Below are 25,331 nucleotides of genomic sequence, written 5' to 3' on the forward strand. Positions count from 1 at the left end.
ATGGCAGTCCACATTATGAATCCGATTCCTGCCCCCTTTCCATCCTCAGGAGATCTGAAATTGTCACAATTGCATAGCCTGCCTTGCGTATCTCGCCGATCAGCTTTCTCAAAGAAGAGGTGGTTACAGCTGTAGGATGCATGAGAATTATGGCCCCGGGCGTGAGTTTCGTGATCACCCGGCTCATAAGTTTATCTTCGGGGGGCGATTTCCAATCAACTGTATCGATGGTCCATAGAATAGTCCTATATCCGAGGCTCCCTGCGGCTGCTAAGACCTCTTTATCTACCTCCCCATAGGGTGGGGCGAAAAGTCGTGATGCTCTCCCTGCTACTTCCAGTAGAAGTTCCTCATTCTTCAATATAAGATCCTTTACCTCATCAATGCTCAAATCTTTGACATGAAGATGCCTGAGCCCATGGTTTGCGATTTCATGTCCTTCAGATGCTACCTTGCGAGTCAAGTCCGGGAAAAGATTGACCCAATTTCCATCAAAGAAAAATGTGGCTTTGATATTCTCCTCTCGCATAGTCTCCAGCATCTTATCAAGGAATTCTTCACCCCAGGCCACATTGATTCCAAATGCAACAGCTTTATCTTTGATATCGACCTTTCTGATCGCTTCAAAGTTGGATCGTGTTATAGCCGGCAGCACCTGATGGGTTATGAGATTCAGTTTGCTGCCTGGTTTTGCGGACATCAATGCTTCTACAGTCGCTTCCTTATCCACCTCGACCCCAGCTTCTTCAGGGATGAGCTCGCCTGTCTCGCTATAGATCATCGCATCCTTAGGCAAGCGTTTCTCCTTCTCGGCAAGGGCGGCGACGGTCTCCTCTACTTCCTTTTTCAAGAATCCGCTCATATCCAGGCCTTCAAGGGTCACACCCGGCTTGACTCCGTATATCGCTCGTCTTACATCATCGAGAGACATAAAGGTAAAGGCTGTAAAGACCATGACGAAAAACACCAGGAAATTCAAGAAGATGGAATCGCGGTGCAACACCAGTACCTTGAGCCTGGGTTTACCTTTGAGGCGCCTGTTTAATTTTCTTCTCATCGCTCACGGTTCCCCTCCCCTGCTCTGGCCTCTGAACAGGACGCTGCTCGCCTGTATGAGGGTGAATATAATATTCTCCCTTGATGAGGAGTTCGGAAATAGGCACTATTTCATAACCCTGTTCCTTTAGCATAGGTATCAGCGTTTCCACTGCCTCGGCGGTATGAGTTCCATTGTTATGCATCAAGATGATGGCGCCGTTGTGTATCTTGCCCATGATACGGTCCACAATGGCCTGAGCGGATAGATCCTGCCAATCGAGAGAATCTACACTCCATTGGATGGTTTCATATCCGCATTCCTTTGCGACCTCTATGACCTTATTGCTATATTCACCAAAGGGAGGTCTGAAAAGGCGCGAGTCTTTGCCAGTGAGCGATTTTATGATGTCATGGGCACGCATCAACTCTTCGCGGATCTGTTCCCTAGATAGGGCATTCAGATGGGGATGCGAATACGTATGATTACCGATTTCATGGCCTTCACTCGCTATCTTCTTCACGTAATCCGGATATTTCTCTAGCCAATATCCCCCCAGGAAGAACGTCGTCTTGATCCCATGCTTTTGTAGAATGGCCAGGATCTTATCGGTATAATCGGTCCCCCACATGGCGTCGAAGGATAGAGACACTTTCTTGTCATTGCGGGCTACAGAATATATGGGGACCAGCCTTTCGGACATGGTGGACATTACCATGCGGCAGGCGCCCACAAGGAGGTCGCCAGCGAACCGCGCCGCGATCGCGAGCAACAGGAAGATCAGCAGCAGGCGCCATCCACGCTTTATATAAAAAACAGACACCGCCATCGCCTCCCAAAGGTCCTCGATAATTTCTATGCAAGATGCATGGCGGACATTCTATCCTCTTTTTCCTCTTTTCAACTGTCTTCCCAATGAAATAAATGTAGGTTATAATGATTACGATTTTGGAGTCAACCACCGCAAAAATGAGTCCCGCCACGCCAGGACATTTTCGTCCTTTTTATCCCACCAAGCTGGCAATTAAAGATGAGGAATGCGCTAATACTGGTAAAGAGAGGATGATTCACCTTGCGCAAGGAGACCATGACACCGCGGGAAAGATGGCTCGCTGTGCTTACCCGCCAAAAGCCTGATCGTGTACCGATGGATTATTGGGCTACAGATGAAGCTACGAATAAGTTGATGAAGTATCTGGGATGTTCGGAGAGAAGAGAGCTTTACGAGCGCCTTCATATTGATCGCCCCGTGGTCGTCGGCCCAAAGTATGTAGGCCCGCCTGTAGCTGAAAACACCGACATCTATGGTTGTCGATACAAGGATGTGCCATATGGAACAGGCATCTACCGGGAATGCATCCATCACCCTCTGGCTGAATACAAAACTGTGGACGAAATAGAGCATAATTACATATGGCCAACTCCTGACTGGTATGATTATTCAGTGATCCCCGATCAGGTAAAGGGCAATGAAGAATATCCCATCCAAGGGGGAGGCTCTGAACCATTCTTGATATATAAGAACTTGCGCGGAGATGAACAGGCTTTCATAGATCTAGTTCTAAACCCGGAGATCGTCCATTACTGCCTGGATAAGCTCTTTGATTTCTGCTATCAAAACACACTTCGCATTTATGAACAGGTCCCCGGAAAGGTGATGATAAGCTACATCGCCGAAGATATGGGCGCGGAGAATGACCTCATGTATTCGCCATCCCAGATACGTGAATTCTTCATACCGAGGATGAAACGGATGATCGATCTTGCCCATCAGGCTGGCGCCTTCGCGTTCCATCATAATGATGGAGCGATTCGCAAGATCATTCCTGATATGATCGAGGCGGGAATAGATGTCCTCAATCCAATTCAATGGCGCTCGAAAGGAATGGATCGAGAGTCTTTGAAGCGGGAGTTTGGCGATAAGCTTATCTTCCATGGCGGCGTAGATAACCAATATACCCTGGCCTTTGGTTCTGTCGATGAGGTGCGTCAGGAGGTGCTAGACAACCTCCGGATCCTCGGGGAGGGAGGCGGATATATCCTGGCCCCATGCCATAATATTCAAGCCGTCAGCCCGCCAGAGAATATCGTGGCAATGTACGAGACTGGGTATGAATACGGCTGGGTATCCTGATCTGGATAGGCCGTTTAGCATACCTTGACAAGCAAGGTAGCTTTCGCTAGTCTAAAGACAATTCCGGGCAAGGATCAAGCGCCGGTCAATTTGTCCACGTTATAAAAAGATGTCCATGCACATAAAGGGGGAAGAAACATGCAATACAGGAGATTTGGACATCATGATCTCAAGGTATCCGCGCTGGGATTTGGATGCATGAGACTTCCGGTCCTAGATGGGGATTCCAGCAAGATCAATGAACCTGAAGCCATCAGAATGATTCGCTATGCCATTGATCATGGGGTGAATTATATCGATACTGCCTATGGTTACCATGGAGGCAACAGCGAGATCCTCGTTGGCAAAGCCCTGTCAGACGGATTCCGCGAGAAAGTCAATCTTGCCACCAAATGCCCGGTCTGGCTGTGTAACACCCGTGCCGATTTCGACAAGTATTTAAATGAGCAGCTCAAGAAATTACGCACAGATCACCTGGATATATACTTACTGCATTCTCTAAATAAGAGCCACTGGGAAAAGATAAAGAAGATCGGCGTTTTCGAGTTTCTCGACCATGCCCTTCGGGATGGAAGAATTAAGTACGCTGGATTCTCCTTCCATGATGAACTTCCAGTATTCAAAGAAATCGTTGATGCATACGATTGGAGCATGTGCCAGATCCAGTATAATTATCTGGATGAGGACTACCAGGCCGGCACTGAGGGGCTGAAGTATGCCGCGTCCAAAGGCATGGCAGTGGTGGTTATGGAGCCGCTCCGTGGCGGAAAGCTAACCAATAACGTCCCGAAAGAGGTGCAGGCGGTTTGGGATACGAGTAAAACAAAGAGGACTCCCGCTGAATGGGCATTGCGGTGGGTATGGAATCATCCTGAGGTTTCCGTTGTTTTGAGTGGCATGAGCACCATGGACCAGGTGGTAGAGAACGTGAGAACTGCTGAAGATGCCCTTCCCAATTCCTTGACAGAAACAGAGCTGAACCTGGTCGCTAGGGCGCGCGATATCTATAATGGGAAAACCAAAATCACTTGTACAGGATGCGGCTACTGTATGCCTTGCCCCAATAATGTCAATATTCCCCATATCTTCTCGTTGTATAATGACGCCTTCATATATGGAACAGTGCAGGAGTCGGCGCGAGCGTACAATTCGCTCAAGAAATCGAACTCTGACGCGTCGCAATGCGTCGAATGCGGCCAGTGCGAACAGGCCTGTCCGCAGAATCTGCCAGTTCCAGAGCTTTTGAAGGAGGTACATGAATTCCTCGAGGCCCAGTTTGGGAAGTAGCAGACGCGGCGGTGGGAGTGGCCACGGACAGGTCATTCCCACTTCCAAAGCCTTGCCGCCAGCACCAGGCTCACGATGCTCCAGCCGGCAAGTATCATAAGATCGGTAAAAATACTGTAGGCTGGTGGAGCCCCCACCATCACCTGGCGTAGCAGATCTCCAAGGTATGTCAAAGGCATAGCGGTGATCACGGGCCGCAAGAAGGAAGGCATGATCTCCATAGGGAAAAAGATACCCGAGAGAAACATCATAGGGAATTGGATGAGTTGGATTATCCCTTGCCCGCTTTCCTCCGTCCTGACCGAGGATACGAGCATATACCCGAGACTCACAAAGGTTACTGCTCCCAGGAATACTACTCCGAGGATAGAATACCATTCTCCCACCACGTTCACCTTGAATACCGCCTGGCCTATGGCTACTATGGCAAGTGTCTGCATCACAGCCATGAGTATCCTTAGAAGCACCTCGGCTGCAACCAATAACCCCCTGGGAAGTGGAGTCGCGCCAAGACTCTTGAGGATCTTTTGTTCTCTCAGGCTCACAACACGGAGGGAACCGAAAAGGCCTAACTGCATGAGGGCCATGGCCAGAATGCCGGGAAGGAGAAAATCTATGTCCCGGAGCCCGGCATGCTGAATTGGCTGCGGCTCCACATCAAATATCCTGGGCCTGCCGGTGATATGCCTTTCGATCTCTCCCAGTATCTGACTTACTACCGGGAGTAAAACCTGACCTGTCGCCTGCTTGCTTTTATCATAGTATACTTTCAACTTCACCGTTTCCCCTGCCATGGCAGGCTGCAACGAAATGTCCGGTACATCAATCACCAGGGTCCTCTTTCCTTTCTTGAGCTCGCCAAGCTCCTCATCGCGGGTACCCTTATGTAAAGTAAACGCAGGCACGGCGCCGAAACCCATTGAGAGGGCCTGTACAAGGGGCCCTTCGGAACCGTAGGCAAGTCCTATGTCATAATGAATATCCCCGGCGGAAGAGAATATGGTTCCAAATAAGAGTACGAACAGGATGGGAAATCCAAAAAACCAGAACAGGTTCATTCTCTCGCGGACGATATCCTTCAGATTTGCTGAAAGAAGCTGCCAGAACGTATTCGTCATTCTCTGATCCTCCTCCCTGTGAGCTTCAGGAAGACATCCTCCAGGGTCGCTCGCCTTACAATCACATCGCCGGTCGTGCCTCCATTTGCCTCGGCAAGCTCCATAAGCCCGGAGATTGTGCGCGTAACATCACGGGTATACAAAGTAGCTTTGTCGCCGTCAAAACGAGCTCTCGTAACCCCGGGCAACGATTCAAATCCCTCATGAGCGGCAGTAATAGAATTGGAGAATTCTATAGCCTGCTCTTTAAAATGCTCTGCGATAAGGCTAGACGGTGAGCCACAGGCTATAACCTTTCCATGGTCCACAATGGCCACTGTATCGCACAGGTGTTCTGCTTCTTCCATATAGTGCGTCGTGAGAAAGACTGTCTTTCCTCGCTTCTTCATATTCCCGATTACATCCCAGAGACCCCGTCTTGCCTGAGGATCAAGTCCAGTTGTGGGTTCATCGAGAAAAACCAGCTCAGCATCATTGATCATGGCCAGAGCTACTGCAAGCCTTTGGACCTGGCCTCCCGACAAGGATTTCACTATAGTCCTCGTCTTGCCTGTCAGTCCTACCATCTCTATTACTTCATCTGGCGGCAGGTGTTTCTCATAGAAACTGGCAAATAGACATACGACTTCGCGCACCGTAAGCCTTGGATAAAGGCCATGGGTCTGCAACTGCACCCCGATCCTGGATTTTATCTCTTTTCCATCCCTTGCAGGATCCAACCCCAGGACAGATACTGTTCCAGCATCACGGTTCCGAAGGCCCACAAGTATCTCAACAGTCGTGGTTTTCCCGGCCCCGTTTGGACCCAACATACCAAAGACCTGTCCAGATTCCACCCGAAGATCAAGGCCATCTACGGCCCTCACATTTCTATATGACTTATATAACCCTGATACAAGAACCGCATCCAACCTGACCCACTCCTTCGCAAGTGGATACCTCCATCGCGCCCCGTCTATTATATCCTATGGTGGAATTCCCCAAAAGCCCTTTTTTGATCTTGATTATATAAGCGAAACCATTTATGATTATCCCTAAGGTAGGCATAAATGCCGTCGAGGCTCCACTATCAGATAGATGAAATGCCCCTCGTCGGCCAGGCCTATTTGCAGGGTGGCGGACGATAAAATGATTACCGAAAGGCGATTCCTATCACAAGAGGAAAAAGAGAAGATCATATCAAAGATCAAGGAATACCTACAACCCAGACACGAGATCAGCTTTGCATACCTTCACGGTTCTTTTGCTGGGTCAAAAACCTTTGCCGATGTAGACATAGCCATCTATCTTGACCCAGACACCGCCGGCCATCTCGATTATGAAGTCTCGCTGGAAGGTCTGCTGGAGAAGGTTGCTGGTGTACCTTTCGATGTCAGAGTAATCAACAATGCGCCCCCTTCTTTTTGCTACAACGTCCTCAGGAAAGGATATCCGATTCTGGTCCGAGACCAGAATGCACGCTGTGATTTCCAGGCTCGGACCCTAGATATGTATTTCGATTTCGCTCCTTTTCGCTTCCGTTATTTGAAGGAGGCGTTGAGACATGAAATGTGATCCATTGAAGGTAACCAAACTTGTTTCTTCTTTCAAACAGGCCGTCGGTCGATTGAAACATCTATCAACGCTGTCCCTTGATGAGTTCATATCTGATCCAGACAGAATTGCCAGCGCGAAATACCATTTCATCGTCGCAATTGAGGCTGCCATAGATCTATGCAATCACCTTATTGCTCAAAATGATCTTCGCTTGCCAGAAGATTACTCGGACACATTCCGTGTCCTGGGGGAAGCTGGAGTCTTTCCACCGCCTTCAATCGATGATCTCGTTCAAATGGCGAAATTCAGAAATAGGCTTGTTCACCAATATTGGGATGTCAGCCATGAGGTTATATATGGCATACTTCAGAACAAGCTTAGCGACCTAGATGACATCTTGATCTCCCTAGGGAAAGCGCTGGATCTATGATTGCCTATAACTGGCGCTAAGCTAACCTCTTCTTCATGAATATGGCGACTTCGCCATCTTTCACATCGCTATTGGAGTATGAAAATCACATGGATCTCAATGCGCGAATACGTTCCTCGACGGGTGGATGCGTGCTGAACAACACATCCATGCGGCTCCGGCGATCTTTGAGGGGGTTCACGATATAAAGGTGGGCGGTTGCCTTATTGGCCACCTCCAGAGGTTCATTGTCCGCGGATATCTTCTCCAGGGCTGATGCCAACCCCTCAGGGTAGCGGGTAAGCAGGGCGCCACTTGCGTCTGCCAGGAATTCCCTCTTCCGTGAAATTGCAAGTCTGAGAAGCTGAGCGATAAGAGGCCCAACTATGGCGAGGATCAATCCTATTATAACCAGAATGGCTCCGATGCCGCCTTCTCCATTGCCATCCTGCCTGCGCCGGCCACCCCCACCAAATCCGCCGCCCCAGGCACCCCTCCACCACATAGAGCGGAGCATCCAGTCGCTCAGAAGCGCTACTACTCCCACCATGATCACGGCGATGGTGGAAATGAGAATATCATAATTCTTGATATGAGACATCTCATGGGCAATAACGCCCTCCAATTCAAGGCGGTTCAACTTACTGAGAAGTCCGGTAGTGACGGCGATGGCAGAATGCTCGGGATTTCGCCCCGTAGCGAATGCATTTGGGGCAGAATCGTCAATGATATATACCTTTGGCATGGGAATGCCTGCTGCGATCGAGAGGCCCTCAACAGTATTCCAGAGATAAGGGTTTTCATCCTTTGTGACAGGTCGCGCATGGCTGATAGCGAGAACAATGGAATCACTGTAGTAATAGCTGCCGGCACTCATAAGGATTGCGATTATTATAGCGATTGCGAGACCTCCATAACCATAGCCTGTCATCTCGCCGAAAGCATAGCCAAGTATCCCGATTATCACGATGAAGAATGCGATCAGGAATCTTGTCTTATTGACATTGCTGGCTATCTGCTCATACATTGGTCTCGCCCCCCAAACTGAATTCCTCCATCTAGTCCTGCAGTACAATTACGCTGGAGAATACCGCTGGCGGCAAGATGCTGTGTTGAACATCTCCACGGCTAAAGTCGCGGGATCCTGTAACCCGGACCTTGTCGTATAGCCTGCGCTTAAACGGCTCGGCTATGTCCCTGGCTCCTGCCAATGCCTTTCTATAAGGGAGCAATTCCGCGTCTTCGATGGTAAGGTCTTCCGATTTATCAAGGTTATTCGAACACACGAAGTCGATACCTCCCTGGCCCAACCATGATAAGCTCCCCAGTTGATCTTGCTCGGTCCAACCTCGCTTTTGCGAGGCGAGTGAGGATTTCTATTTCTTCTTTGCTTTTTGGACGGCGCCTCACATTCCGGTGGGACCCGTCCCGCGCACCCTCGGCATCAAGCCATATACGGCGCGCCATCGTCTTATGTTTATTTATGTATTCATCGAACTCCAAGCGCCGCATCTCACGCTGCCGCTCCTTCCCAGTCCGCCGCGGACAACATCATCATGGGTCCAATTAAAATGATACTATAATGGCTGCAAAATAACCATATACCGTCGTGGTCGAAAATCCGCCATATGTTTTCTCCTTTCAGCGCACCACGATATTGACTATCTTTCCGGGGATCAATATCTCCTTCACGATTTCTTTGCCGGAAATATTCCGTGCCACACTGGTAAGCTCCTTAGAGGCTGCAATGACTTCTGATTTGGTAGCATCCCTGCGTACTTGGATTGTCCCCCGTACTTTGCCGTTAACTTGCACCGGCAGTGTGAGAAGGTCTTCCTCCACCTTACTGCGGTCGTATTCAGGCCACCTGGCGGCAAATACGCTATCTGGGTGACCCATCCTCTGCCAGAGTTCTTCCGCCGCATGCGGCGCGAACGGAGCGACAAGACGCACAAGGGTTTCAATGCTTTCCTTGTCAATCGGACCGCTTTCGCTCATATAGTCCCCCAGGAACTTGACATATGACATGAGGGCGCTTACCGCCGTATTGAGCTTAAACGCTTCAAGCCTTTCAGTAACCTCCATGGCAGCGCAGTTTCGTTCGCGCTCAAGTGCCGCGGATGTGCCGCCGTACCCGCCGATATGAGATGTCACCAGGTGCCACAGCCTGTTCAAGAAACGGTACATTCCTTCGATGCCGCTATCGCTCCATTCTGAATCCAGTTCAGGAGGACCGATGAAGAGCTCATAGAGCCTCAAAGAATCAGCTCCGTAGCGTTCTACGATATCATCGGGGCTTACAACATTCCCCTTGGATTTACTCATCTTGGCTCCATCTTTGCAGACCATTCCCTGGTTAAACAGCCTGATAAAAGGCTCATCAAATCCGATGGCGCCTATGTCATACAGGAACTTGGTATAAAACCTTGCATACAAGAGGTGCAGGACCGCGTGTTCGATACCGCCCACATAAAGATCCACTGGCAGCCAGGCATTGGCCTTATCAGGATCGCAAAGAGCCTTGTCATTATTGGGATCCACATACCTTAGGAAATACCAACATGACCCGGCCCACTGGGGCATGGTATTGGTTTCGCGCTTCGCTGGTCCACCACATTTAGGGCACGTGGTATTCACAAATTCAGGTATTGCAGCAAGAGGAGATTCGCCGGTCCCGGTCGGTTCATAATGCTCAACGCGCGGCAACATAACAGGGAGTTGGTCCTCGGGCACCGCGACCTCGCCGCATTTCTCGCATAGGATTATCGGTATAGGCTCGCCCCAGTATCTCTGTCGCGAAAACACCCAGTCCCGCATTTTGTAGTTGACCGTGAACCGTCCCATCCCCCTCTTCGCTAGGCTTTGCGTTACCGCCTTCTTGCCTTCCTCAGAAGTCATGCCATCAAATTCGCCGGAATTGACCATAACGCCGTATTCAACCTCTGCATGGTCAAGGGGCAGATCAGCTGCTTTTTTCATATCTTGCCGCGCGATATCTGTGGGAGCTATTACCCTTATTATCGGTATCCCAAACGCTGAAGCGAAGTCAAAATCGCGTTCATCATGGCCCGGCACACCCATGACAGCACCGGTCCCATAGTCCATCAACACATAGTCAGAAACCCATATCGGCAAACGCCTGCCGTTGATAGGATTGATAGCATAGCCACCGGTGAAGACTCCTGCCTTTTCCTTCGTAATGGTCATACGATCCACCGAGGACTTTGCCAGCGCATTCTCTATATATTTATCAACAGCATCCCGCATTTCCGGGGAGACAAGATCCGCCACCAGTGGATGCTCAGGCGCCAGTACCATATAGGTAGCCCCAAAAAGCGTATCCGCACGGGTTGTGAAGACTGTTACAGTTTTATTTAGCCCTTCGATGCCGAATGTAATCTCGGCTCCATAACTCCTGCCAATCCAGTCTGCCTGCATTTTCTTAACCTTCTCAGGCCAGTCCAACCTATCAAGATCCTCAAGCAGTCTGTCGGCATAGGCTGTAATCTTCAGCATCCACTGCATCAGGTTCTTCTTTGTGACCTTAGTGCCGCAGCGTTCACAAGCGCCATTTACGACCTCCTCGTTGGCGATGCCTGTCTTGCAGGCCGGACACCAGTTTATGGGCATCTCCTTTCGATAGGCAAGGCCGCGCTCAAACATTTTAAGGAAGATCCATTGTGTCCATTTATAATACTCAGGAGAATGGGTGGCTATCTCCCGCTCCCAGTCATACATGGCGCCGATATCATGGAGCTGACGCTTGAAAGTCGCAATATTCCGGGCAGTTGATATCTCCGGATGAATGCGCTTTTTGATTGCGTCATTCTCAGCAGGAAGGCCGAAAGCATCCCACCCCATTGGGTGCAACACGGCGTAACCCTGCATTTTCTTGTAGCGGCTCCACACATCGCTTAAGACATATACGCGCCAGTGCCCCACATGGAGTCCCGACCCGGATGGATAAGGAAACATGTCAAGGCAGTAATATTTCGGCTTGCCGGGAGATTCATCTGTGCGGTGGGCGTTGGTTTTTTCCCAAAGCTCCCGCCATTTTTCTTCTATGGCCTGATGATTGTACCTTTCCATTCTTTCCGCTGCCCTCTCTGTTGCCATATGCACCCCTCCCGAAAAATCATCGGAGACAAATAACCCCGTCTCCGGATAAGAGACGGGGTGAGATACTTCCCTCGCGGTACCACTCTAGTTGACCAACTATGGCCCACTCATCAAGACACAGGTAAAAACGCCCTATGCTCTGGACGATTTCCTATGCCTTCCCCTCATAACGGTGGGATCCGTCGCAGCCTACCGGGTTACTATTCCTCCCCTTTAGGCAGGTATCCGGGCTCTTGTAACCTTTGGGTGCGAAACTCACAGGCGAGTTCGAGACGCACCGGTTGCCACCTTTCACCATACGGCGGCTCTCTGGTAACCTATGATGCCCCTCTTTCTCCTGTTCATAGCCTCTGATATTTTCTTGTGGTTTTATTATGACAATAGTATCATTTGGCTAGAAAAATGACAATATGCGCGTGCAGGTCCAGGTCTTTGCCTTCTACTATTTCTGGTCAACTGTATATGCTGGTCGCAGACAGTTAGAGGGGTATTCATGGTCTGACATGCAGACGTACATCTTCGTGGCCTTCGTAGCTAATATGCTACTCTCTTTTTATACCGAGACGGGGATTTCCCAGAAGATCAGAGACGGGAGCATAGCCATGGATCTTGCCAGGCCCTCGGCTATCTCGTCAAGTTTTGCATCGCGTATCTCATCGGCATGGCCTGTTTTTGGGCACATAATGTTGTGGGGCTGACATGGGCTCGCGCCGCCATAACTAATACCCTGTCTGGAGAGGTAATCCCTCTTGCATTTTTCCCTACCTGTTTCCGCCGCATCGTATTTGCCCTGCCATTTTGCAATATCGTTCACGTGCCGGTTTCAATCTATCTCGGGTAGCATTTTTGGGATGGTCGCCAGGCTATACGACTTCCCGGCGTCGACATCAGCCCGGCTGTTGAACGATCAGCCGGGCTTACTGGCTCACGGCCATATCCTGAAGATAGCGAAAATAGATATCATAGAGCTCCTTGGCCGCTCCTCCTCTGACCGGGCTCATATAATGGTTATACTCAAAGATGACAAAGCCTTCCACATGAGGAGCTTCAGCGACCATCTGAGATTTGACCCGTTCCCAGGGTGCAGAGGTCCAAGTGGATTCGACAAAGATTTCCAAATCGCCCCAGAGCCGGATTCCGGCGGCTGCTGTAGCCCGCCGCATGGCAGCGAAATACTGCGCAGCTATTTCTGGGGAGATCCCGCGCTGAGTCCCGACCCCATCCTGAAGGAAAACAGTTGTGATCCCTGAGCCGGTGAGCGCCTCTTTCCACCAGGATTCGAACATGTCGATTGATAATTGACGATCGAAGAAGGGAGAAATCGTCACTGGCTTGTTAGGGGTAATTCCGTGGAGGAGATCGACTGCCTGTCGTAGCAACCTGGCGGCATAATGACGCGCAGCAGGCGCGGAGACTGCGCTCGCATTGATCTCGTAGGGAAGATACCAGCCGGCAAAGGCTGGTGATCGCCCGTAAAGCGAATACAGCTCCCCTGCCACTCGTGCTGTAATAGCCAGTTCCTGTTCAACAAAGCTGGCATCCATATAGCAGCTCCACCAGGCTTCATTCATATATGGGCCCAAATAGACCAGGAAGCCATATTTCTCCGCTTTCTGCATCACTATATCCAATGGAGATGGTACATATCTGCGGCCTGGGAGATCTTTTGCGGGGTAATATACCTGCTCCGGAGTGGCGGCCCATTGAACAATGAGAATGTTCATACCCAGCCGTTTCATGCTGGCGAACTCCTCATCCCATTGAGCTTCCGACCATATAGCATTACCTGCATCTAGCTGTAAGAATGTCCCCGAAAAATGCGAACGAGTTTCACCCGCGGCCTTTGTTTTCTCCACGGATATGCACATCGGCCAGGTTGCTGCCAAAGCCGCAAATAGAATCAGACGCCAAATCGGTGCATATTTGATAGACATATCGCTTCCCCTTCCCTTTTGCTAGCCCAGCACACAGATATGCCATCAGAATGCGGACAACCTTATTGATCTATTTTTCACATCTTGGCATTCTCCTTCAAGTAAATCACATAATTTTGCACATCCTTTGGCTCCCGCTGACCGCCATACCATGGTATAATTGGTCTATAATCGATTATATGTTTGGGACTAGCCGCGCACCCTGGAAATTGGTACCTGGAGATGCACAAGGGAGGGCATGTCCATGATCGAGCCTCGGGTATTGCCAGTTGAAGAATTGGTTTCTGAGGAAGAATTCACCGACCGGGTTGAGATACTGAGAGAGCTTGAGCAATGGTATCGCAACATCAAGCGCAAGATCTCCACCAGTCTCGCCCTCATTTCCCCTCGCCGAATGGGTAAGACTGCTGTGCTCGACAGGCTCGTCAATACGGTCTTCTTCAAAGGCTATGATGTGGCCCCCTTCTATTTCAAGATGAAAAGGGAGGAGACCACGCTCCATAAGTTTCTTCTAGAATATTACACTACCTTCTTCAGGCAATACATAGCATATATCCTGAAAGATCCCACTCTATATGGCAACAGGAAGGTTGACCTGGAGAGTCTCCTAAAGATTGAAACACACGACGATAGGGTCCGCTATGTTCAAGAGGAACATATCAGGGTTTTTGTAGAGAGATACAAAGAACGAGGATGGCAAGATGCTCGCAACCACTGGGAAGACATGATCGCAACCCCTGAGTTTCTTGGAGCGATGCTCGGAATCAATGTGGCTGTGATCATCGATGAGTTCCAGGATATGAAGTTCTATATCTACGACGCAGAGGACGAGAAAGAGGTGGATCCTAAGATACATCGGCCCACGGACCTCACTGCCACATATGACCGTCAGTCTCAGAGCAGGCGTGCTCCAATGCTGGTCTCAGGCTCTGCTGTGACCATGATATTCCGCACTGTCATGGGTGGGCCCCTCGGAGGACGCTTCGGCTTCAAATACTTAAAGCCCATGTCAATTGAAGATGGCGCCACCTTGATGAAAAAGCTCCTCAGGGAGAGAGATTCAGATATCTCTGATGAGCTTGCCATATATCTGAGCTCCAGGGTAAATGGCCACCCATATTATGTGTTCTGCTGCGCTGATTCCGACTGCCCTGTCAAGGATTTCACCACAAAAGAGGGGATTGACAAAGTAATCGAATACGAGGTCACAAGGGGCAAGATATTCGGTTTCTGGGAGACTCACTTTGCGGAGAACCGGCAGTACATAAACCAAGATAATGACATGGAGCTCGGGAAGAAGATCATCTATTACTTCACCAGGTATAACAACGCCCCTGTAGACATAGAGGAGATAGCAAACAAACTCAAGGTAAGCAAGTATGCTGTGGAGGAGAAGATAGAGAAGCTCTACCAGGCAGACCTGGTTTACAGGAGTGACTTCAAGTATTACACCTTCAACGACATCATGCTCATGAGGTATATACAGAACCGGTATGAGAATGAACTAAAGGATATTGAGAAGGTGGACTTGAAGGAACAGGGGACCTATAACTATGTCAAGGGCAAGCTTCTCGAGATGGCGGTCCAGAACCTCATGTCCAAGTTCAACAATGAGAAACTTGATGGGAGGTTATTCGGCCACCCAGGAGAACTCATAGTGGCTCCACTTCTCAGCACGCCGGGGAGCATCATTGTGAAGCTGCCCACATCCGGGGAATATCAGATTGATGCGTATGGGTATTATGACCAGGGCGGGGAAAGGCACATATGGATGGCAGAGTGCAAGTATCGGAAGGGCCAGCCTATGACAGCCCAGGAGGTAAAGAAGGCTTTTGAGGCAGCGGATGTGGTAAGGGAGATGCAGCGGGGCAAGGATGTGACGGTGTGGCTTGTGTCGAGCGGGGGGTTTACAAATGAGGCCCTGGAGCTGATAAGGGAAAGTAACCTGCGGGGCGGCCAATCCGCTGTGAGCGAACCGCAAAGGAGGCGCTGCCTTTTTTCAGGGCGGGATGAGATAAATGAGATTCTCGCGTCGTATGGCGTTGAGGTCAAGATAGTGGATTTGGATTAGATGCCACGAACCTTCGTTACTGCCTTTGATGCCGCCGGCTGGCGCCAGGCTTGATGGCAGTCAGGGCGAGGGAAGCTGTGCGCAAATCCGAAGTCTTTGATGTCTCCGGCTGTTGTCAGGCTTGATGGAGCGATCAGGCAGGTGTCAAGCATAATAGCGCGACCGGCCGGACGCCAGGTCCAATAGAGCGATCACGCGCTAAAATCCTGGCAGGAATCTGGCTTTTATTGGCGAATGCCAAAGGAGCAGGCCTGGCAGCGCGGGGTTATATATGCCAATTGGCCGGATGTTGAAGGCTGAAAGGAGAGATCAGGATGCCTCATATTTCTGTTGATGGTCCTCATTTGACTCGTGAGCAGAAGGCAGAACTCGTGAGGGAATTTACCGAGACTGCCAGCAGGGTCATGAAGATTCCTAAGGAAGCTTTTGTCGTTATGATCAAAGAAAACGACCCGGAAAACGTGGGAGTAGGTGGTAAGCTACTGGCGGACAGAGAAAGATGACCTGATTTCTAAAGGATCGTTCCGAGGCGCTTCCTGTTAATAAGAGGGCAGGAGCGCCTCATAGATTATGAGAGGATGAGTCAATATCCTGGCGCTACTGGACACAGATGAAGGTTCCCGCTATGTTGGGGAATTCGCTATTGGCACGAACTACGGCATTGATCGGTTCACAAAACATATGCTTTTTGACGAGAAAATCGGTGGCACAGTCCACCTGGCTATAGGGGACAGCCTCCCCATGACCGGGGGCAAGAACCGTTCCGCAATCCACTGGGATATGCTTTGTGACATGAGAGAAGGCGGGGAGATCTACGCGGATGGGGAGCTATTCTATAAGGATGGCAGGATGCTGTTTTAAATAGGGGGTGCGTAGCCGCTGCTAAATTTATCTGGGAGTTTTGAGTCGCGCAAAGTCTAAACCAGAAAAATGTAAGCCAAAGTGATGTCAGTGGCGAGCACTATCGGCGGGGAATAGTATCAGTGGTCAGCATCATTCGTCGGGAATAGTGCCGATGATCAACATCGTTCACTGGAGACAGTGTCGATGGTTAGCATTATCCTCCGCGAACAATGTCGGTGGCCAGATCTATTTGAGGGCGATTCACCGGAGTCTGAGGTTAATTGCGGGAAATCGGATCCCCAGTTTATTGGGCATACCTTCACAAAAGCCGAGAGGGAGTGTTAGGTATTTCAAACCAGATCAGGGAATCTGGCACCCCGATCCAAGGGGTGCCAGGAAAATAGGCAGATGCCCATGCTGTCGCGGTAACACCATCGAAGGAAAATTGTCAAGAGTCTGGGCAGATGAGATTACGGCTTATGTCAATTTCCTCAAGAGTGCCTCTTTCTCTCCATACAGGAAATCGATTATCGGGATTTCAAGCATCGTATACGCTCCTGGGGCCTGCCTCAGGCTCGCTCTTGCGCTAGCCACCAGGATTTGCCCGGTCAAGGCGGGGTTATTGATACGCATCTCGAACTTGAATAGCTGATTGTGGGTTGCCCCTGATACGCCTTTTCGCTCCATTACCACGCCATGGCCCATGTCTATGATGGCCTGGATGTCAGTTACTTCTGATACAATAGTCTCATCCTTTGCAAAATACGGATCCTTGAGGATGGCCTGCTTCACCTTTTCAAACTCGGCTCCATCCTGAAGCTGTATATACACAAGGCGCCTGTGCACCCCAGTCCCCAGTGGGACGGTGACAGACAAGGCATCTTTTACCCCTGGAATTGCCTTGACGGCTGTGGAGTGGCCCATGCTCATTCCCGGTCCGAAATTAGTGTATGTTACCCCGCGCGGCGCCATGAATTCCAACATGCCGCGGATCATTGAATCCGTCCCAGGGTCCCATCCCGCAGAAACTATGGCTACGCTACCTGATTCTTTTGCTATGGAATCAAGTTTGCGCTTGAGATCAATGAGCTCACCGTGAATGTCGAAACTATCGACGGTATTGATCCCCAGGCGCAGGATTTTCTCCGCATAGGCAGGCACCTGACGTGTAGGCACGGCGAGGATGGACACTTCAACCCGCTCAAGTTCTGAGATAGATGATACCACGGGGATGTCAGCGAGCTGGTGAGACACTGGGGAATTGACCGTCTCAGGCCGCCTCACGATGCCTGCGAGTTCCATGTCTTTTGAGTTAAGGACCGCTTCTACGGTGTATCTCCCTATATTGCCATATCCCACAACTGCCACTCTATGCTTCTGTTCAGTCTGGTTGTTTTCCGCGTCCATTTCTTTTGATCTGTAAGTCATCTTGCCTCCACCAAATGGCCCGCCATGATACGATCTACGCCTTGGCGATCTGGCAATCCGGTGTGGAATACCCCCCTGATCTATAACATTAACGCCTCCATTGTGAGGTCCCCTTACAAGATTCGTCCAATATGCCGGATTTCCTGCATGAAGTAGCCCGGTACGGAAGTAAGCAGGACGAGCCTTGGCAGACTTGGCAGATGGCGCAGAGGCCTACATCTAATGATCGCGAACATGCGCGCTGGTCTCGACACTAAGTGAAACAGCCCTGCTATTATTATATTGAGACCTCTGATAGTCTGCGCCCACTGCAGGTCTGAGCCCCCTGTAGCGCGACGGGCTCTCTCCTACTATCTGTCTAAAGACCCTGGAGAAATAGTTATTGTCAAGGAAGCCAGTATCCACAGCCACCTGTGAAATGGGAAGATCCGAGCCACTTAGCATTTCGCAAGCTTTAGCAATTCTCAGAATCTTAAGGTATTCCATGGGGCTCAGTCCAATCAGCTCCCTGAATACTCGTGAAAAGTAGTCAGGACTGAGGTGGACAGCCGAGGAGATATCCTCCAACCTCAGCTGACAATGGAAATTCTCCTCCATGAATGATAATGCCTTATATATCAAGGAAGGAGGGAAATATCTGGGGCTCTTGATGCTTTGACCTTGTTGTCTGAACTCCCTTCCTAGCATCACCAGCAATTCAAGTAAATGCCCCTTGAGCTTGGCTTCCCATCCTATGTTTCTGGCGCTATTCTCCTCGGTCATAGCAAGAATGATGCGTGAGATTTCATCTCTTATGCCGGGCTGCAAATGGATCCTGTTCCATCCCATTCCATGCGCATTAAGGAAAATAGCCTTCAGACAATCGAATTCACTGAAATATCTCATGTCCTCCCCAATAGCGTCTTCTGTGAAAAGGCAGTTATAGATGACGGCATGAAAGGGGTTCTTATAGCTGTGGGGACACCCTGGATAGATGCCGAACACATCACCAGGAGTCAGGATAGACGCCTGCTCGCCAGCCATATGGAGCGAGAATCCTGACTCTACGTAGACGAGCTCGTAAAATTCATGACAGTGAGGGGACACGCCTTCATTGTGGATATACCGCTGAATTGATATGGGTATAGAGCCAGACCCGAAGTAGCTTGCTATGGACAGCTGGTGCATGACCAACCCTCCCCGACCTCTTGCCCGGATAACCCACGATTTGATTTTATCATATCCCACCTTTCGCATGAAGCTCGCCTTTATGGCGGAACAGCGACAGATGACTGCCCTATTTCTAGCGGACAGCAATGGCTATTGCTGCTATTTCCGTCGGATAGTATCGTCTACTGATGCTATCCCCGGTGAATTATGCGTATTGATCTTCACGTAAATGGGTGATATACTCATTTACGTGAGGTGATGTCTATGGATTACCAAAATATCACTCTCTCTATTCGCAAGGATTTGCTTCGAAGGGTGAAACATATTGCTATCGAACGTCAGACCTCGGTGTCAGGGCTCCTGGCGAAATTGCTTGAGGATCTTGTCCAGAAGGAAGACGCCTACAGGAAAGCATATGAAGATCATCTTGAGATATTGGAGACTCCCTTAGATCTTGGGACATATGGCACTATATCGTGGAGAAGGGAGGACCTCCATGAAAGATAGCGGCTTCCAATTTGTTGATACAAATGTTTTGGTTTATGCTCATGATGTATCTGCTGGGGAAAAGCATGACCGTGCCAGGGAACTCATCACTAAACTATGGAAGAGTGGCAACGGTTGTATCAGCATCCAGGTGCTTCAGGAATTTTATGTGACTACAGTCTGTAAAATCGCAAGACCGCTGGCCACGGAGATGGCGGCCCGGATTATTTCTGATTTGTCTCAATGGCGGATACATGTACCAGACATAGAGGATGTCCTAGAAGCTATTCGAATACACAGGCGCAACGAGCTATCATTCTGGGACGCTCTCATCGTCCGTAGCGCCAGAATGCTTGGCTGCGAAATCATATGGACAGAAGATCTCAATAACGGCCAGGAATATGAGGGAATCAAGGTTCTAACGCCCTTTCCAACAGAATAAGTGGCGATCATCGTGTTCCCGCCTCAAGCGCGACCTCATCCGAAAATATCCGCAGAAGGCGCACATACAACCTGTAGTCTTCCATTTATGTAGCTATGCTTCGCTATTTTGGGTCATTCCACATAGACGTTAATTCTCCTCCCAAGGGACAACAAGATGATAGGAAATATGCTATCACAGTCGCTTTTATGCTAACTATTGTTCAGCACCAGGCGCTATCTTGATAGGTGAGGACCTGACTTGTTGAGGGTCTTGTTTGCGGATTTGGCGCATCCAGTCCGAGTGTTTCATTCCATCCGGGAATATCATTCGCATTATCCAGGAATGTCAGGATGATGGGGGGAGCAGGTATGTCATTGAAGATCGGCATAGTGGGCATGGGTGGCATAGGCAATGTGCATGCTGGTGTTTATGCGAGTAATCCCAAGACAAAGGTTGTGGCGGTCTGCGACATCATAAAGGAACGGGCGGATGCTGCCGCCGAGAAGTACGGGGCCAGGGCCTTCTATAGCGTCAGGGAGATGCTAGATAGCGGCATAGAGCTTGACGCTTGCAGTGTAACAACAGCCGGAGTTGAGAATGGCGGGGATCATTTCAAACCTACTATGGAGCTCTTAGAAGCTGGCATTCCCGTATTGGGGGAGAAGCCTATCTCGAATAATATCGAAGAAGCCAGAAAGATGGTCGAGCTGGCTAAAAGCAAGAAGATTCCTTATGGAATCAACTTGAATCACCGTTTCACTCCTGCCGCGCGGAGAGCCAAGGAATGGATCACAAGTGGCCGGCTCGGGAAGCTTCATATTATAAATATGAGAATGTGGATAAACAACCCCAACGAATCATCGCCGTGGTTCCACATGCGTGCGCTTCATCCCCACTCCTTCGATGTCATGCGTTATTTCTGCGGAGATGTGAAAAGTGTGGCAGCTTTCATGATGAAAGGGGCAGGCCGCAGCATCTGGTCAAACTGCCAGGTGCTTCTCTATTTTGAGAATGATGTGGTTGGAAATCTGACCGGCAGCTACGATGCGGGCGGCAGTTATGGCCTGGAACGCTGCGAAGTGGCGGGATCAGAAGGCCGCTTCGTGCTGGAAGACGCCTGTGAACACCTACATTTCTATTCGCGGAGAAGCATAGAGAGCGAGAGCTATCACTATCTTGGCGGTATGCGTTCATTCAGCGAGACATTCAAAGACCGGATAGGGGTCTGGATTGACCAGCTCGAATCTGGCGCCAAATATGATGAAATCGACGCTTCGGGTGAAGACGCCCTGAAGGCCCAGCTCATAATCGAAGCTGCCATCAAGTCCTGGGAGACTCACAGCATTGTCGATCTCTAAACTGGATTTTGATAAAGGTTCGCGGTTGGAAAGAGCGGCGCCGTGTTTTACTTTTGGCATAGCAGATTTAGGGAGGTATGAGAAATGATCCAACTTGGCGTAAATTCGGTGCTATTTGGCGGGTTTGATTTTGCCACTGCTGCCAAGTACATAGCCATGGCCGGTTATGATGGGGTGGAAATATCCGCCATCAAAGGAATGTGTGAACACCTGGAGCTTGATCGCTGGCGGGAGCAAGCTCCGGAACTCAAGCGGATCGTTGAGGATAACGGCCTCAAGTTCCTTTCAATGGAAGAGGCGGCTTTGGATGAAGACAGGCTGATCAAAGCTTTTGAAGCAGGCGCGGAGCTTGGCATTCCCATAATCAATGTCGGCCCCGGCGGGAAATCCAATTCTGAGGAAGATTTCCAGCGCCAGACCGATCTCCTGGCCAAAATGGCTGAGAAGGCCAGCACATATGGCGTTACTCTTTGCGTAAAGGCCCATGTTGGGGCATGTATTTACAACACTCCGACAACTCTACGGGCCATGGAGAAGATCACCTCGCCAGCATTTGGCATCGATATGGATCCAAGCCACATTTACCGGGCTGGAGAGGATCCTGCCTGGGCCCTTTCACAAGTATTGCCCCGAGTGAGGCACCTTCATATCCGTGATTGTCTAGGCAAAGGACCGGGTCCTGGAACGCCTCCAAATCAGGCATGCGGGCGTGGAGATATAGACTTGATGGCATTCTGCAAGGTCCTGGTGGAGGGCGGCTATTCCGGGCCGGTTTGCCTCGAGGTGATCGGCGCTGGCCAGCTTGAATTGCCGCAGGTGGCTATTATCGCGGCGGAGAGCTATGGCTATCTCAACGCGTGCTTCAAAGCTTTAGGTGCAAGGTAGTCATATGCCGCTCATAGTGCTGGTGATAGATACTTCTTTCGGCGGTGTCGATCTCACCTTATGATGTTTGTGGGAACTACGATGCATCCGGCGAGAGAAGTATCTAAACCATAGCAGGTTCGCTGAGGGGTGGCGCCCTATCACCGGTAATATAAACATGAAGGGGGAGTGGCGAGATGAAAAGAAGCCCGAACCTGATCTTTTTCGGGATCGATAGCCTACGGGCAGACCATATGAGCCTCTATGGATATCACAAACTTACCACACCGCATATTGACCGGTATGTTGCGCATGGCACAGTCTTCGAGCAGACTTTTAGCCCTTCCATTCCGACGACATCGGGTTATTCGTCAATGCTTACAGGCATGGATTGTTTTGGCACAGATGTGGTGGCCCTCCGCCATAAGGGAGCGCTAGGGTCGCACGTGGCTACCCTGGCGGAGGTTCTTGGCGAAAACGGATATAACACAACCTGCATTGGATTCACCGGAAATCCAGCGGCGCGCGGTTTTCAGAACTATTTCGATTACCATGCATGGGGAACATTTGAGGAGGGTCGGCTTCACAAGGCGGAAAACCTGAATGAAAAAGCGATCCCCGAGCTCAAGCGATTTGTGAAGGAAGGGAAGCCATTCTTCCTCTTTATGCGCCACATGGATCCTCACGCGCCATACCTGCCGCCTGCGCCATTCGAGCGGATGTTCTACGATGGCGATGAGTTCGATAAGAATAACCATTCCCTGGATCCGGTATATGCGTTCAAACCATTCCGCGACTTCTTCGCATCCTGGTTTCCGCCTGGATGCACAGACAAGGATTACATCATTGCCCAATATGATGGCGAACTTGCCTACATGGACGCCTGCATCGCCAACATATTCGCAACCATAGAGTCTCTGGGGATCGAAGAGGACACATTGGTCGTCTTTACTTCAGACCATGGCGAGACACTCTATGATCATGAATGCTGGTTCGACCACCATGGCCTATATGACTGCACTCTCCACGTGCCCCTTGCATTCCGATTTCCGGGAAAAGTGCCAGAGGGCAGGCGTATTCGGGATTACTGCCAGCTGAAAGATATCATGCCCACGGTGCTGGAACTGATGGGCATCGATACGAATATCAAGTTCGATGGGAGAAGCCTTGTCCCCCTTATGAAAGGCGAGCCCAGGCTCATGGAGCCCGAGTTTTACATAACTGAGGCAACCTGGATGCGCAAGCATGGCTGGAGAACCCCTGAGTGGAAGTTGATTCACGCGCTGGAGCCGGATTTTCACTTCAAACCAGAGATAGAACTCTACAATCTGGTGGTGGATCCAGAGGAGAATCACAACCTGGCGCAAGAGGAGCCTGATGTGGTGGCTATGCTGGAGGCCAGGATGCAGGCCTTTATCAAAAGGCGGGAAAGTGAGACCGGCCGGCCTAACCCCATGTATACCAACCTCGATTGGCATGGCCAGGGATGCGGGCCATTCAAGACATCACAGCAGGCCTACAACACATTGTACATCGGGTCGCCTAGGGCAGCCCGCGCTCTCCAGGCCAACCAAAAGCCCAAAGACGAGGGTGGGGGAGGGGAGGATGATGACGATGGGCGTTAGAATGGCCCGGTGTACATTGGTTATTGTGATAACAGGCCTTTTCATGGCGTATTTCCCTTTCGTGCCGAGGGCCAATGTGGCCTATGGTCAGGAAAAGCTGGCCGTGCGAGTTGATGCGGCGGAATACACTCCGAGGAAGAGGCTCCCCACTGATAGGTGGGACCCGCCATCATACCTCTGGGTCTTGGAGAAGAAATATGAAGGTCTTCATCCGGGCGTAGATATTCAGTTCATCGAGCCCCCTGAGGGCATGGACAGGGATATCTGGCTTACGACTCAGTTTACCGGGGGCACGGCACCAGATGTATCAACCCAGCTTTTCTCTGAAGTTAACAGAAATGCCTATAAGGGCTGGTACGTGGACCTGGCTCCTTATCTGGGGAAGCCGAATCCTTATGTAAAGGGCAACAAAAGGTGGAGAGACATATTCCTGCCCATAACCATTGAAACAGGCCTTGCCCCTGAAGGTAAGAGCATGTTCGTGCTGCCCACAGGGCTTACCGGCACGGCGATCTTCTACAACAAGGAGATATTCCGCAAAGTAGGCATAAGTGTGCCAGAGACGTGGAAGGAATTTATTGACCTGCAGGCCAAGATCAAAGGAGCGGGCTATATCCCATTTGCCTGGCCCGGGACCGAGAAGATGCGCTTCAATTGGGCATTGAGGGTAATCCAGGACATGATCCTTGATTCAAAGCTCCCGGAGATCAAAGGCGCGAAGGGGAAGGTCAAGCGCGGCAACGTGGAAGGGTCAGGCATCAGTCAGAAAGAGCTTGTAATGGCTATAAGGAAGGGGACTTATAGCGCAAAGGATCCGCAGTGGCAGGAGCAGCTCAGGCTTCTTAAGCAATGGTCGCAGTTCTGGCAACCCGGCTATCTTGGTGTGGATGCCGATGGGATGTATATGCTCTATATAACCGGCAAGGCAGCCATGATGTATGAAAGCGCAGGCCGGATAAAGCCGGTGGAGGTTGATCCCCTACGCAAGTTCGAGTATGGGCTCTTTTATTTCCCCAAGATAACGAAAGAATCCTCGAAATATGCTACTGGCATAGGCGCTGCGGCAGTCGGAGGGGCTACCGGGGCAGGCGCCTGGATAATCCCGTCCATAACCGAGAAGCGCGGCACAAAGGAACAGGCCATAGATTGGCTCAGGTTTATCACTGCTCCTCAGAATTTCGTCCCGATGGCCAATGATTACGGAGGAACTGCGCCATCGCTGGTGGAGCGGCCGGGGCTGGATCCAAGGCTTGAACCATTTGTGAAGTCGCTGGAGAATGGGGTTTTCAGGATAGAATCCTTCTATCGCGGGCTCACGCGTGAGTATGCGGACAACTTCTTCAAGATCCTCCAGGATTTCCTGGCGGGCCGCTATGAACTCAAAGTTGCCTGTGAGAAGATCCAGGCCGAGATGGAGAAATCGGCTAATGAGCTGATAGCCGCGCATCCTGAGTGGGGCATCAAATAAGTGGCAGGCAGACCTCCATGCCGCTGCGCCGCGCTATCAGAA

24 protein-coding genes, 1 pseudogene and 1 other annotated feature are annotated in these 25,331 nt (G+C 50.4%); of the genes and pseudogenes, 15 read left to right on the top strand and 10 right to left on the bottom strand.

Annotation, left to right across the window (positions count from 1 at the left end; translation table 11 throughout):
* Nucleotides 1-13: 13 nt before the first annotated feature.
* Together HPY52_06520 and HPY52_06525 are read right to left on the bottom strand one after the other, a co-directional pair.
* Complete coding sequence (locus tag HPY52_06520) at nt 14-1,057, bottom strand: polysaccharide deacetylase family protein (protein ID NPV79918.1); 1,044 nt, start codon at nt 1,055-1,057, stop codon at nt 14-16.
* Complete coding sequence (locus HPY52_06525; GenBank protein ID NPV79919.1) at nt 1,023-1,865, bottom strand: polysaccharide deacetylase family protein; 843 nt, start codon at nt 1,863-1,865, stop codon at nt 1,023-1,025. Before HPY52_06525 ends, HPY52_06520 begins: the two co-directional genes overlap by 35 nt.
* Before the next feature lie 243 nt (nt 1,866-2,108).
* On the opposite strand from HPY52_06525, the gene HPY52_06530 reads away from it, so the two are divergent.
* Nucleotides 2,109-3,170 (top strand): uroporphyrinogen-III decarboxylase-like protein, encoded by a 1,062-nt coding sequence (locus HPY52_06530; GenBank protein ID NPV79920.1) that lies wholly within the window; start codon nt 2,109-2,111, stop codon nt 3,168-3,170.
* Nucleotides 3,171-3,308: 138 nt separating this feature from the next.
* Nucleotides 3,309-4,457 (top strand): aldo/keto reductase, encoded by a 1,149-nt coding sequence (locus tag HPY52_06535; GenBank protein ID NPV79921.1) that lies wholly within the window; start codon nt 3,309-3,311, stop codon nt 4,455-4,457.
* A 32-nt stretch (nt 4,458-4,489) separates the two neighbouring features.
* Here the strand turns inward: HPY52_06535 and HPY52_06540 are convergent, their stop codons facing one another.
* Both HPY52_06540 and HPY52_06545 read right to left on the bottom strand, forming a co-directional pair.
* Nucleotides 4,490-5,575: an ABC transporter permease gene (locus tag HPY52_06540; protein NPV79922.1), complete on the bottom strand. Its 1,086-nt coding sequence runs from the start codon at nt 5,573-5,575 to the stop codon at nt 4,490-4,492.
* Nucleotides 5,572-6,486, bottom strand: a complete 915-nt coding sequence (locus tag HPY52_06545) for an ABC transporter ATP-binding protein (GenBank protein ID NPV79923.1) — start codon at nt 6,484-6,486, stop codon at nt 5,572-5,574. Before HPY52_06545 ends, HPY52_06540 begins: the two co-directional genes overlap by 4 nt.
* Nucleotides 6,487-6,652: 166 nt before the next feature.
* Between HPY52_06545 and HPY52_06550 the strand changes: the two genes are divergently transcribed.
* A complete protein-coding gene (locus tag HPY52_06550; protein ID NPV79924.1) occupies nt 6,653-7,129 on the top strand; it encodes a nucleotidyltransferase domain-containing protein in 477 nt (158 codons plus the stop codon).
* Nucleotides 7,119-7,541: a DUF86 domain-containing protein gene (locus tag HPY52_06555; protein NPV79925.1), complete on the top strand. Its 423-nt coding sequence runs from the start codon at nt 7,119-7,121 to the stop codon at nt 7,539-7,541. The genes HPY52_06550 and HPY52_06555 overlap by 11 nt, the downstream gene beginning before the upstream one ends.
* A gap of 85 nt (nt 7,542-7,626) precedes the next feature.
* Here the strand turns inward: HPY52_06555 and htpX are convergent, their stop codons facing one another.
* From htpX to HPY52_06570, 3 genes are all read right to left on the bottom strand, one after another.
* The gene (gene htpX, locus HPY52_06560; GenBank protein ID NPV79926.1) at nt 7,627-8,547 is read right to left on the bottom strand and encodes a zinc metalloprotease HtpX; all 921 of its coding nucleotides are present in this window, start codon (nt 8,545-8,547) and stop codon (nt 7,627-7,629) included.
* A 31-nt stretch (nt 8,548-8,578) separates the two neighbouring features.
* Entirely contained in the window at nt 8,579-8,806 is a 228-nt protein-coding gene (locus HPY52_06565) for a hypothetical protein (GenBank protein NPV79927.1), read from the bottom strand.
* A gap of 355 nt (nt 8,807-9,161) precedes the next feature.
* Nucleotides 9,162-11,609, bottom strand: a complete 2,448-nt coding sequence (locus HPY52_06570) for a leucine--tRNA ligase (protein NPV79928.1) — start codon at nt 11,607-11,609, stop codon at nt 9,162-9,164.
* A gap of 75 nt (nt 11,610-11,684) precedes the next feature.
* Nucleotides 11,685-11,993: a binding site (T-box leader), on the bottom strand.
* Between the two features lie 56 nt (nt 11,994-12,049).
* Between HPY52_06570 and HPY52_06575 the strand changes: the two genes are divergently transcribed.
* Both HPY52_06575 and HPY52_06580 read left to right on the top strand, forming a co-directional pair.
* Nucleotides 12,050-12,337 carry a hypothetical protein gene (locus HPY52_06575; protein ID NPV79929.1) on the top strand — a complete coding sequence of 96 codons (288 nt, stop codon included), beginning with the start codon at nt 12,050-12,052 and terminating at the stop codon, nt 12,335-12,337.
* Nucleotides 12,301-12,480, top strand: coding sequence for a hypothetical protein (locus HPY52_06580; protein NPV79930.1), 180 nt, complete (start codon nt 12,301-12,303; stop codon nt 12,478-12,480). Before HPY52_06575 ends, HPY52_06580 begins: the two co-directional genes overlap by 37 nt.
* 76 nt (nt 12,481-12,556) lie before the next feature.
* On the opposite strand, the gene HPY52_06585 is transcribed toward HPY52_06580, so the two are convergent.
* The gene (locus HPY52_06585) at nt 12,557-13,573 is read right to left on the bottom strand and encodes a DUF4434 domain-containing protein (protein ID NPV79931.1); all 1,017 of its coding nucleotides are present in this window, start codon (nt 13,571-13,573) and stop codon (nt 12,557-12,559) included.
* Nucleotides 13,574-13,817: 244 nt separating this feature from the next.
* Between HPY52_06585 and HPY52_06590 the strand changes: the two genes are divergently transcribed.
* From HPY52_06590 to HPY52_06600, 3 genes and pseudogenes are all read left to right on the top strand, one after another.
* Nucleotides 13,818-15,644, top strand: a complete 1,827-nt coding sequence (locus HPY52_06590) for a hypothetical protein (protein NPV79932.1) — start codon at nt 13,818-13,820, stop codon at nt 15,642-15,644.
* 314 nt (nt 15,645-15,958) lie between these two features.
* A complete protein-coding gene (locus HPY52_06595; GenBank protein ID NPV79933.1) occupies nt 15,959-16,147 on the top strand; it encodes a 4-oxalocrotonate tautomerase family protein in 189 nt (62 codons plus the stop codon).
* 91 nt (nt 16,148-16,238) lie between these two features.
* A pseudogene (locus HPY52_06600) lies at nt 16,239-16,505 on the top strand (aminopeptidase).
* 459 nt (nt 16,506-16,964) lie between these two features.
* Here HPY52_06600 and HPY52_06605 read toward each other — a convergent pair.
* The gene (locus tag HPY52_06605; GenBank protein NPV79934.1) at nt 16,965-17,894 is read right to left on the bottom strand and encodes a diaminopimelate dehydrogenase; all 930 of its coding nucleotides are present in this window, start codon (nt 17,892-17,894) and stop codon (nt 16,965-16,967) included.
* A 240-nt stretch (nt 17,895-18,134) separates the two neighbouring features.
* A complete protein-coding gene (locus HPY52_06610; GenBank protein NPV79935.1) occupies nt 18,135-19,082 on the bottom strand; it encodes a helix-turn-helix transcriptional regulator in 948 nt (315 codons plus the stop codon).
* A gap of 246 nt (nt 19,083-19,328) precedes the next feature.
* Between HPY52_06610 and HPY52_06615 the strand changes: the two genes are divergently transcribed.
* From HPY52_06615 to HPY52_06640, 6 genes are all read left to right on the top strand, one after another.
* Nucleotides 19,329-19,571, top strand: a complete 243-nt coding sequence (locus tag HPY52_06615; GenBank protein NPV79936.1) for a CopG family transcriptional regulator — start codon at nt 19,329-19,331, stop codon at nt 19,569-19,571.
* A complete protein-coding gene (locus HPY52_06620; protein NPV79937.1) occupies nt 19,561-19,992 on the top strand; it encodes a PIN domain-containing protein in 432 nt (143 codons plus the stop codon). Before HPY52_06615 ends, HPY52_06620 begins: the two co-directional genes overlap by 11 nt.
* Nucleotides 19,993-20,342: 350 nt before the next feature.
* Nucleotides 20,343-21,332 carry a Gfo/Idh/MocA family oxidoreductase gene (locus HPY52_06625; protein ID NPV79938.1) on the top strand — a complete coding sequence of 330 codons (990 nt, stop codon included), beginning with the start codon at nt 20,343-20,345 and terminating at the stop codon, nt 21,330-21,332.
* 84 nt (nt 21,333-21,416) lie between these two features.
* The gene (locus tag HPY52_06630; protein NPV79939.1) at nt 21,417-22,217 is read left to right on the top strand and encodes a sugar phosphate isomerase/epimerase; all 801 of its coding nucleotides are present in this window, start codon (nt 21,417-21,419) and stop codon (nt 22,215-22,217) included.
* Nucleotides 22,218-22,393: 176 nt separating this feature from the next.
* The gene (locus HPY52_06635; GenBank protein ID NPV79940.1) at nt 22,394-23,821 is read left to right on the top strand and encodes a sulfatase; all 1,428 of its coding nucleotides are present in this window, start codon (nt 22,394-22,396) and stop codon (nt 23,819-23,821) included.
* Nucleotides 23,811-25,289, top strand: coding sequence for a carbohydrate ABC transporter substrate-binding protein (locus HPY52_06640; GenBank protein NPV79941.1), 1,479 nt, complete (start codon nt 23,811-23,813; stop codon nt 25,287-25,289). The genes HPY52_06635 and HPY52_06640 overlap by 11 nt, the downstream gene beginning before the upstream one ends.
* Nucleotides 25,290-25,331: the final 42 nt, after the last annotated feature.

The organism is Bacillota bacterium, from assembly GCA_013178415.1.
In the GTDB taxonomy this organism is placed as follows: domain Bacteria; phylum Bacillota; class SHA-98; order Ch115; family Ch115; genus Ch115.